This is a genomic window from Pacificibacter sp. (assembly GCF_039769035.1).
Lineage (GTDB): Bacteria > Pseudomonadota > Alphaproteobacteria > Rhodobacterales > Rhodobacteraceae > Celeribacter.
The window spans coordinates 1-9,616 of record NZ_JBDMZG010000221.1 but is presented as its reverse complement, the minus strand read 5'-3'; the positions used below and the strand labels follow the sequence as shown (position 1 = coordinate 9,616).

Here is a 9,616-nt window from a genome sequence, read left to right as displayed (position 1 = left end):
GGGGTTGGTCTTGCCAGCATTTGGTCGATATGCGTGGTATTTTGTCGGCGGCATCAACTTTTGCCACATCGATAGTTTGATCAGCGTGAGATGATTGGTTCGCAGCAGATATAGTCTGCGGCGGCGAGTGTTGTTTGTGATGTATGGGGCGCGGGTCATACTGCGGCCCTTTGTGGTTTTGGCGGTGCTCTGGAATGCTGTGCTGGTGCGATTGTGTTGATGATGATCAGTTGTCCGCCGCAACACGGGCATGGCAGCGCGAGGAAACGGACAGGTTCCATTGTGTTACGGGTGTTGTTGTCGTTGTCCTGTTCGGATGCCCGCACTCCGAGCAACTGCCTGATCCGTGCGATATTGGCGACACGATTGCCGTTTCCGAAGAAGCCATAGTGACGGATGCGGTGCTGGCCTCTGGGTAGCACGTGGATCAGGAACCGGCGGATGAACTCTGATGTTGCCAGCGTCATGGTGGTGTGGCGGCCTGCGCCTTTAAGGCGGTAATCCTTGACCTTGAAGGTGACGCTGTTCTCATCAAAGCGGATCAGTCTGCTGTTGGAAATCGCGACACGATGGGTGTATCGCGACAGATATGCCAATACTGCTTTGGGTCCGGCGAAGGGTTCCTTGGCGTAGACGACCCAGTCGATTTTGCGCAGCGGTTGCAGGAAAGAATCGAATGCGGCGCGGTCAACGAGGTCGGCATGGTCTCCAAAGAATTGCAGTTTCCCCGCATCATGCAGCTTGGTCAGCCCTTCCAAAATGAGGCGGCGATACAGACGGGACAGAACCCGCACGGACAGGAAGAAGTTCTTGCGGCAGGCGATCCACTTTGCACCATCTGCAGACAAGCCCCCGCCCGGGACAATCATGTGAACGTGAGGATGATGCGTCATTGCTGAGCCCCAGGTATGAAGGACCGAAATCATGCCCGCCCGGGCACCAAGGTGCTTGGGATCGGCGGCGATCTTGATCACCGTGTCAGCACTCGCTCGCATCAGCAGGTTGTAGATCTCACGTTTGTTCTGATGCGCAATATCGGCAATGGGTTTGGGCAGGGTAAAGACGAGGTGGAAGTATCGCACGGGCAGCAGCTCTGCTTCGCGCGCCGCCAGCCAGGCCTTCGCCGCACCCGCCTGACACTTTGGGCAATGGCGGTTGCGGCAAGAATTGTAGGCGATGTGTTCATGCGCGCAGTCAGCGCAGCGCGCAACATGCCCCCCAAGCGCTGCCGTGCGGCAGCGCTCGATTGCGCTCATCACTTTCAACTGTGTCAGGCTGACATGACCCGCGTTTGTAGCACGCCAAGCAGGACCATGGGCGCGGAGAATGTCCGCGATCTCCAATATTGGACCCGGCATGGCGGATTATGTAGATCTGCCTTTGCCCTTCTTGCGCTTGGGCCCGTTCAGGTCATCAAGTGGGCTGTCCACCGCTGCGATCATGCCGGTGGCTACGCTGGCATAGCGTGCCGTGGTCGTCAGTTTGGCATGGCCCAGAAGCGCTTGAATGACGCGGATATCGACGCCGCTTTCCAGCAGATGGGTCGCGAAAGAATGGCGCAAAGTGTGCAACGTGACCGGCTTGGTGATCCCAGCCTCATGCGCGGTCTGTTTGAACAACCGTGAAATCTGCCGGGCCGAGAGGTGTTTGCCCCGATAGCCGGGGAAGAGGACCCGCTCGGGATCTGGTACATCCTTGTCCTGACCGGTGGGGCGTTCGGTCCACCACTCGCGCAGAAGGCTCAGAATATCGACAGGCAGCATGACGTTGCGATCCTTGCGCCCCTTCGATTGCACGATGCGGATGATCTCCTGATCGCTATCAATATCGCCGACCTTGAGCCGCACAACTTCGCCTGCGCGCATCCCGCAGCCATAGGCCAGCGACAACATCACCCGTGCCTTAAGGCTGGGGGCCATGGCCAAGATGCGCTTGATCTCCTTCTTGCTGAGAACCAGCGGTATCTTTACCGGCTCTTTAAGATGAAAAATCTCGGCCACCAGATCATGACGTCTCAGGGTCACGCGGAACAGAAACTTGACCCCGGTCATGGTCTGGTTGCGCGTGCCGATGCTGCCCCCGCTCTCAATCAGATGCTGTTGGAAATACTTCACATCGTCCGGCGTGGCAGTCTCTGGCGAGCGCCCGAGCCAAGCCGCAAACCGCTTGCATGCTCGCAAGTGACTGGCCTGGGATGCAGGGCCGAGATTGCGCCCTGAAATATCCGCGATCATGCGGGCACGAAGCGGTGTCATCGGGGTGGTGTGTTGAATGTTCATGGGAAAACCCTCTGTCAATCGAGGCAAAATCACCTCGACCAACAGCACACACACAACATCACAAATCGCGAAACAAATCCCAACTCAGCGCAACACCAGAAACAAGCGCCTCTATCGCGGAGCGATTTAGTGCTTGGGCCGTTCGTGTACTTCCTAAAATTCGGGTTCATTGGGTGTTGGCGTGGTTTCGGTCACGCTGCGGTCACCGTCAACACCTCGAGCAATCAGCTTAACAAGACGCCTGAATAGACCGGTCGCACTGCTTTCTTGAGGCTTCTTCTGGAAAAGACGTTTCAGAAAGCTGGGCGGTTTTTGCATTTGGATCGTTCCACCCGAGATGGTTGCCTCGCCTGTCTCCAACTGAGTGACCAATGTCGCAATGGCTTTCACCCCTTCGTCCAATTCCGCTCGGTCCTTTGCCAACACCTCCTGCGCATTTGAATGCGTGGCCTTGATGCCTTCGACCATATCGATTTCCTGATCGACACGATCGCGATCCTTTTCAACACTCTCAATATTAGCAGCTAACCTTTGCGCGCTTTTCTTACGCGTTGCATATTCGACCGTGGTGAGACGCCCGGATCTGGGGCCGTCCCGCAAGAGGCCACAGGGTTTTCCCACCTGTTCATAATACCGGTCTTGCAGCGCTTTCATTGCAGCCGTGTAAGCATCCTTTTCCGGGATGGCGCCGCGTTGCTTGCGTGCAGATTTGAGGTGCGCAGTGTTGGCCGTCTTCCATTCCGCCAGCAAAGCCGCATTGTCGGCTTCAACATCACGGCACTCCTTTTCCCACTCTGCCAGTTGAGCCTCGCGTTTGATCTTATTCTTGCGCTGCGTTTCGCGGTTCTTTGATGGGCGTGGTTGTTTGGGCTTCTTAGGGCGATTCTGTAGTTCAGGCTTTGGCAGTGCGGGGATCGCAGTCGGGACATCCAATGCGTTGCGGAGCTTTGCTGCGGCGGCTTTCCCTGTGTGGAGTTTGTTGGCATCCAGCTTCGGATCTCTTGGATTGATCGCCAGGATATGAAAATGCACATGGCTTTCATCGACATGCATGACTGCGGTCCATTCGATGCCCCCTGGCATGCGAGCCTGAAAATCCTCAAGGGCCAGTTTGATCCATTTCTGAATCTCGGGACCGTGGGTTTTCTTGTCCGCCAGAAACGTGGAGGTGGGCAGGGGATGCGAATGGATTTCCGTATAAAGCGTCGCCGCATCTTTGCGCAGCTTGCGCTCATAGATGCTGCCATCTTTGCGGGTGACAGTCTCCTTCAGGTCTTTCAGAAGGGCTGTGTGTCTTGCTTCAAGTTGGGAGACTGTATGTGTTCCTCCAAGCCGATAAACCTTTCCAACCTGTTCCACATGACCAGAATATTTGGGCACGCGTCTTGCCTCACCGAAAACCTGAGCTGCGGAATTGAAATGGTTGTCCGTTCCCTTAACCTTTGTCTGAGCTGTTGAGTATGTTTCGATGTGAATGAATTGATAGGCCATCACAGTTCCTTTCTGTTACATTCCAGAAAGGCTCGGTGAGGTTCGTGAAAGTTCAAAACTGGATTTCGTGCATTGGGTGATTGGCGTGCTGAAAACTGTGGATAACTGATAAGATGGGGGGCGGTTTCCTACCCATAGTGACAGACTGTAGGTAGCTTTGAGAGCTTCCTGTCTGCCACTAACGCCGTGGGGGCGCTCCGTCGTTTTGCAAGCAAAACAACTGCGCAGGGCCGAGGCCCTTTGCTTGATCGTTAAACAATTCTTGATGATCGTTTAACTATATCTCGGGTGGCGCAAATCTTTGCAGATTGCAGGTGCCCCTTCCAACAAATCTGGTGGACGCTTCCTAGTTTATCTTTGATTGCGGCTACTCTTCATGTTCTCGTTTCCCATGGCTCTTTGGTCATTGGTCGGGGTGTGGGGTGTCCCCCGCCAAACTCTCTCCCAAAACGTGGTGGAGCGGCGCAACGCTCCAAGTAGGGTCACCGCAAACGGTCCAGAGCCGCCATTGATCAGATGTCCAATTGCTGCATCGCAGATTCCCCGAAGCAGACATTGACCCGTTAGCGCAGCATTTTTAAGCGTTGGATGGCTGCATCGCGGACAAACCGAGCTTTCGCTGCGCTTGCGCCAATGGCCGTTTTCATCCCTACGAGAACCATCTTCAAGACCAATCCAGCTCAAATAGCATAGAGTTTACGCTTCATTTTCTTTTGGGGCTGCACCAACCGCATGAAGCGTCGCCTTTCTGATGTGCTTTTTAAGTATTTCTTGACCCTTTGAAATATTCCCCTCCAACGTCGCCTGTTTCAAAGCTTCATGCTCTTCAGCGCTGTTCTTAACCCACCGCGCCCGTGACGTCAGGCTGCGATCATTTGCATGAGCCATTAAACGATACCGGCGGCTCAGGTCATACTGGGTTGCAATGATATCTAACAGCTTTGGTGAGTTGCAGTTTCCAGCCAGTGCAAAATGGAACGCTCTGTTCCTGTCGTCCCATTCCAATACCGCGTTAAGTGGATCCTCAGACATCTTTCGTTCGATCTCTGACAATGCATAATGGGCAGCAATGACACTTGATCTCCAAGCAACATCGGATCGCTTGATCGACCATTCGAATGCAACGCACTCCAATTCAGCCCGAACACGAATGATGTCTTGCTGTTCTTCTTGGGAAGCTTCCAGAGCACGGAAACCTTTGGATTCTTGGAAGCCGACATAACCCTCTCCAACGAGTAAAGAGAGCGCTTCACGCACAGATGGATGCGAGACATTGTAAGTCCTTTTAAGCCCTTCAATGTTCAGCTTGTGCCCTGGTTTGATGATTCCGAGTGAGATGTCACGACGTAACTGATCTGACAGCGATGCAATCACCGATCCTTGTTTTTCCATGAGACGCGGCCTTTCCCAGTGGGCGGATGAAACATTGTACTGATGTTAATCCTGTTTTGGGTAGGATGCAATTTTTTTTGTATTATATACACCTAAATCATATTATGATTCGCCGATCACCAAAGATCGTTGATGCACAGAGTATTTGTTGAGAACGGAACCAATATGAATAATCTTCGACCCACGTCCCGTAGACTAAAGTCCATAGTAACCGGCGGAGCAGGCGCGCTTGGTAATTCTATCATTTCCGCACTGCTACAACGGGGCGATCAGGTTGCCTGTCTTGATCTAAATCCAGCACAGCGTTCTGATGTTCCACATTTTCACGTCAATGTTGCTGATGGGGCTTCAGTCAGGGCCGCATTTGAACAGGCGACTTGCGCGCTAGATGGGCTGGATGTTCTTATCCATGCCGCAGGGGTTATGCGTACATCCCCATTCTTGGATTTGGACGAAATTGAGTTCGAAGAGTTGCTGGCAGTCAATCTTTTGGGTGCATTTCGCGTGGCCCAAACGGCCAGTAAGCTTATGTTGGAAAACGGCGGCCGCATCGTTTTGGTGACGTCCATTCACGGCCAAATTGGGGTTCACGGACGTTGCGCATATGCGGCAAGCAAGGGAGGGGTCGCCTCTATGGCGCGGGTTATGGCCGCGGAACTGTCGCACTCCCGAATCCGAGTGAATGTTCTCGCTCCCGGCGCTGTTGACGGAGGGATGTTACCCGATCCCAATGCGCGTCAGGGATGGGTTAAGGCGACGCCCAGCAACCGTGTTGCATACCTAGAAGAAGTCGCTGGTGTTGCAACGATGTTGACTTCAGAAGGTGCGAGTTTCGTGAATGGACAAGTTATTGCTGTCGATGGTGGCGTAAGCACCGTGCGCCGATTTGAAGAGCCCGTAGCGCCAAAATGATATTATGATTGCTATTTTGATTATATGATGTTTAGACTTTCGGTTAGAATGAAGGTTCCAGCCCAATCTTGTGCGTGCACCTTCAATGAAATGTTTGTTAATTCAGGTCAGTGAATTTTTCTGGGAGGAAAATCAATGAAGACACTAATGAAGACACTAATCGCAGCATCGTCTTTGGCGTTGCTTTCGACAACAGCTTTTGCACAAGAGCGGATCACCTATAAATCTGCGAAGACGACATCGTCCTATTACCAGATGGGTGTGCAGATCGCTGAAGCCATGCGCAAAGGCACAGATGGTGGCGTTGTCGTCACTGTCGAAGAAAGCCAAGGTTCAGTCCAGAACGTCATGGAAGTACGGGCGCGTGGCGGCGATTACGTATTTACAACGCCCCCTGCTTTGGTTGGATTGGCGCAAGATGGCAAAGCAATGTTTGAAGGCAAAGGCGATCCAGCTTTTGCCAATATCCGTGCATTATTCCCAATCCCGTCTTTGACAATGCACTTCGTCGTGTCTGATGCCAGCGGCATTACTTCATTCGAAGAGATGGAAGGCAAAACAATCTTGTTGGGCAGCGGTTCATTTGGTGCAAGCGAAGGGGCGAAGTACCTTGGGCTGTTCGGACTAGAAGGCAAAGTCAAACTTTCTGATTCCGAGCTTTCAAACGCGGTTGCCGCTTTGAAAAATGGGCAGATCGACGGTTTTGTGACGGCTGGCTCCTATCCTGCGCCAAACGTCATCGAAGCAGCGGCCTCAACTGGCGTGACGGTTCTGTCGCTGTCAGGTGATCAGATCGCCACAACGAAGCGCACACCTCTTACCATCCCCGCTGGTACATACGCCGGTCAGGACGCTGACATCTCAACAACGTCCTTGCCTGTTGTCGCGTACACAACCACCGCGATGAGTGATGACACCGCATATATGCTGACCAAAACGTTCTGGGAACAGAAAGAGGGAATGGGCAGTGCAGCGGCATGGTGGAACGGTCTTAGCACCGACATGATCTCTAATATCTCAAGAGAGATTCACCCTGGTGCTATCCGCTATTACCAAGAAGTTGCTGCTCCGCTGACGGATGCGCACCGCTAAACGCTACCATTGAAAGCGGCCCCTTTTGGGGTCGCTCACACATCTTTGAGGTTCCCCATGTTTTCAAATCGTATCCAGATGCCTTGGATCTTGCTGGGGCTGCTGATGATAGCGGCTCATCTTGGGCTCATCTTCTACGGCCTTGTGCCAAATTTGGTCGCGCGCCCATTGCACCTCGCACTGATCCTTCCATGGGTTTTCCTTTTCAATGCGGCGTCTAGATTACAGACCATTGGTGGTCTTACCGTGACCCTTGTTGGCATTGCCTGCTGCCTCTGGATTGCTTTTAACCACCAGATGCTGCGCAATCAGTATGGTTTCATCGAAGGCAATGGCCAAACGATGATGGCTGTCTTTCTGCTTTTAATCGTTTTGGAAGGCGCGCGACGGATGATTGGCTGGCCGCTGCCAACGGTAGCAGCACTTATGTTGGCCTACGGTCTTTTGGGGCAATACATCCCTGGCCAATTTGGCCACTCTGGCACACCACTCGGTAGTTTTCTTGGAACGCTTACCATCGCCGAAGGGGGCATTTGGGGCAGCCTGACAGGCGTATCTGTAGGTGTTGTTTCAGTCTTTGTCATTTTTGGCGCTGTCCTGAATGCGGGTGACGCGGGGCAAGGATTCATGAATGTGGCTGCTGGCGCCGCCGGACGCCTCAAGGGCGGGGCTGCAAAAGTATCGGTCCTTTCGTCAGCGCTCTTTGGGTCCATCTCTGGTTCTGCTTCTGCAAATGTCGCATCAACCGGCGCGGTGACATTACCTGCAATGACAAAGCTGGGGTATCCAAAACGTCTTGCCGCCGCCGTTGAAGCCGTTGCCTCATCAGGCGGTCAGATTATGCCCCCACTAATGGGCGCGGGGGCGTTTGTAATGGTCGAGCTGACAGGTGTTCCCTACACTGACATCATGTTAGCAGCCCTATTGCCCGCTGTTCTGTTCTTTGTCGCAGTTTGGATAGGCATAGATGCCTACGCGACACGATATGAGCTGAAAGGCATTTCTGAGGACGAACAACCAGCGCGTCGCGAAATTCTGATCACATCATTATTTTTTGCAGTACCATTCAGCGTTTTACTGATCGCCATGTTTGCGTTGAAATATACGCCACAGTATTCGGCAGCACTGGCAATATTTGTAGGCCTGCTCGCTCTTCTGATGAATGGAAAAACAGGGCTAGACTTTAGGCTTGGCACCGAACGCTTGGCCGCTGCCTGCTTGAATGCAGGCAAACAGATAGCCATGATCGGCTCGATCATCATCTGTGCTTCTATCGTTATTGGCGTACTTGGCATCACGGGTTTGGGCGTAAAGCTCACGTCTTTCATTGTGTCTGGTTCTGGTGGATTGCTCTGGCCCTCCCTTTTGTTAACGGCCCTTGCATGCCTTTTACTCGGTATGGAAGTCCCAACAACCGCAGCATACGTGATCTGTGTCTCAGTCGCTGGACCTGCACTGATTGACCTTGGCTTAGAGCCATTGCAAGCGCATCTTTTTGTGTTTTGGTTTGCACTTCTTTCAACTATTACCCCACCCGTCTGCGGAGCTGTATTTATTGCCGCAGGTATGATTGGTGAGAACTGGTTGAAGGTTGCTCTGACCGCCATGGCTCTGGGTATAGGTCTGTATATCATTCCGCTTGGCATGATTGCCAATCCTGATCTCATTCGGCTGCAAACCAATACGCTAGGCGCAGTTCTATCATTCATTCAAATGGCAATTGGTCTTGGCTGTGTATCGTTTGGGATTATTGCGAACTACAATAACGTGCTTCGTATTGCGTTCGTTTCACTCGGCCTCGCAATCATCTTTTTACGCGTTCTGCTGTAGATTCTTGCGGTGGTAATTCTCCTCGATGACAAAGCCCATAGAAGGTCTGTTGGTAACCTCTTTCATGAGAAAAGGATCCACATTTGTGAACGCAGCTGTTGTTAGAGATTTTTGGTACTCTCGTTATAGTGGACCTTTATGCATCGTGCAGCATCGGTCAAAGTGGGCTCTTTTGAGACCTTCGCTGCGGGTTGCTCGAACGGCTGGTTCGGGATTTTTGTAAGGAAATTCATGATATTTGCAACAAGCGAAGCTGACCATAAAAACAAGACTTGCGAGCTGGTGCATAAATCAGGTGCGCAACTCTAACGCCTGGTGTAGGTTCTTCACATGCTTATCGGTTACGCCAGAGTGTCTAGCCAAGGACAATCTCTTGATCGCCAGATCGGCGCTTTGAATACGATCAAGGCGGACAAGATTTTTCGTGAGGTCGCATCTGGCCGAACTGTCAAAGGCCGGCCACAGCTGCAACGAGCAATCGATGCTTTGGGGGCAGGGGACGTTCTCGCCATCGCGGAGTGGGACCTGTACGTCGTCAGAGTTTTTGGGTCCAGAGGCTGCGTAATTTAGGCGAGTATCTGGCTCATCTGGTTGGTTGTATTATGCGGCGCGTGTGCTGT

Annotated in this window: 8 protein-coding genes; 4 read left to right on the top strand and 4 right to left on the bottom strand. The window is 52.6% G+C overall.

The features are described from left to right. Positions 1–155 precede the first annotated feature (155 nt). The 4 genes from ABF287_RS17235 to ABF287_RS17220 all read right to left on the bottom strand — a co-directional run bounded on the left by ABF287_RS17235 (position 156) and on the right by ABF287_RS17220 (position 5,162). Complete coding sequence (locus tag ABF287_RS17235) at positions 156–1,358, bottom strand: IS91 family transposase (RefSeq protein WP_347186232.1); 1,203 nt, start codon at positions 1,356–1,358, stop codon at positions 156–158. A 6-nt stretch (positions 1,359–1,364) separates the two neighbouring features. Continuing rightward, on the bottom strand, positions 1,365–2,279 hold the full coding sequence (locus ABF287_RS17230) for a tyrosine-type recombinase/integrase (RefSeq protein ID WP_347186231.1): 915 nt from the start codon (positions 2,277–2,279) through the stop codon (positions 1,365–1,367). Positions 2,280–2,432: 153 nt separating this feature from the next. After that, positions 2,433–3,770, bottom strand: coding sequence for a Mob protein (locus tag ABF287_RS17225; protein ID WP_347186230.1), 1,338 nt, complete (start codon positions 3,768–3,770; stop codon positions 2,433–2,435). A gap of 696 nt (positions 3,771–4,466) precedes the next feature. Beyond that, entirely contained in the window at positions 4,467–5,162 is a 696-nt protein-coding gene (locus tag ABF287_RS17220; protein ID WP_347186229.1) for an FCD domain-containing protein, read from the bottom strand. A 165-nt stretch (positions 5,163–5,327) separates the two neighbouring features. On the opposite strand from ABF287_RS17220, the gene ABF287_RS17215 reads away from it, so the two are divergent. The 4 genes from ABF287_RS17215 (at position 5,328) to ABF287_RS17200 (ending at position 9,566) form a co-directional block, all read left to right on the top strand. After that, a complete protein-coding gene (locus ABF287_RS17215) occupies positions 5,328–6,074 on the top strand; it encodes an SDR family oxidoreductase (protein WP_347186228.1) in 747 nt (248 codons plus the stop codon). A 147-nt stretch (positions 6,075–6,221) separates the two neighbouring features. Continuing rightward, positions 6,222–7,166 (top strand): TAXI family TRAP transporter solute-binding subunit, encoded by a 945-nt coding sequence (locus tag ABF287_RS17210; RefSeq protein WP_347186227.1) that lies wholly within the window; start codon positions 6,222–6,224, stop codon positions 7,164–7,166. A gap of 57 nt (positions 7,167–7,223) precedes the next feature. Then, positions 7,224–8,996 carry a TRAP transporter fused permease subunit gene (locus tag ABF287_RS17205; protein WP_347186226.1) on the top strand — a complete coding sequence of 591 codons (1,773 nt, stop codon included), beginning with the start codon at positions 7,224–7,226 and terminating at the stop codon, positions 8,994–8,996. A gap of 330 nt (positions 8,997–9,326) precedes the next feature. Beyond that, complete coding sequence (locus ABF287_RS17200; RefSeq protein WP_347186225.1) at positions 9,327–9,566, top strand: recombinase family protein; 240 nt, start codon at positions 9,327–9,329, stop codon at positions 9,564–9,566. Positions 9,567–9,616: the final 50 nt, after the last annotated feature.

Bases quoted from the DNA above. Each gene is read 5' to 3' on its own strand.
- ABF287_RS17215 (WP_347186228.1), top strand. From the start codon at position 5,328: ATGAATAATCTTCGACCCACGTCCCGTAGACTAAAGTCCATAGTAACC.
- ABF287_RS17235 (WP_347186232.1), bottom strand. From the start codon at position 1,358: ATGCCGGGTCCAATATTGGAGATCGCGGACATTCTCCGCGCCCATGGT.
- ABF287_RS17230 (WP_347186231.1), bottom strand. From the start codon at position 2,279: ATGAACATTCAACACACCACCCCGATGACACCGCTTCGTGCCCGCATG.
- ABF287_RS17225 (WP_347186230.1), bottom strand. From the start codon at position 3,770: ATGGCCTATCAATTCATTCACATCGAAACATACTCAACAGCTCAGACA.
- ABF287_RS17205 (WP_347186226.1), top strand. From the start codon at position 7,224: ATGTTTTCAAATCGTATCCAGATGCCTTGGATCTTGCTGGGGCTGCTG.
- ABF287_RS17210 (WP_347186227.1), top strand. From the start codon at position 6,222: ATGAAGACACTAATCGCAGCATCGTCTTTGGCGTTGCTTTCGACAACA.
- ABF287_RS17200 (WP_347186225.1), top strand. From the start codon at position 9,327: ATGCTTATCGGTTACGCCAGAGTGTCTAGCCAAGGACAATCTCTTGAT.
- ABF287_RS17220 (WP_347186229.1), bottom strand. From the start codon at position 5,162: ATGGAAAAACAAGGATCGGTGATTGCATCGCTGTCAGATCAGTTACGT.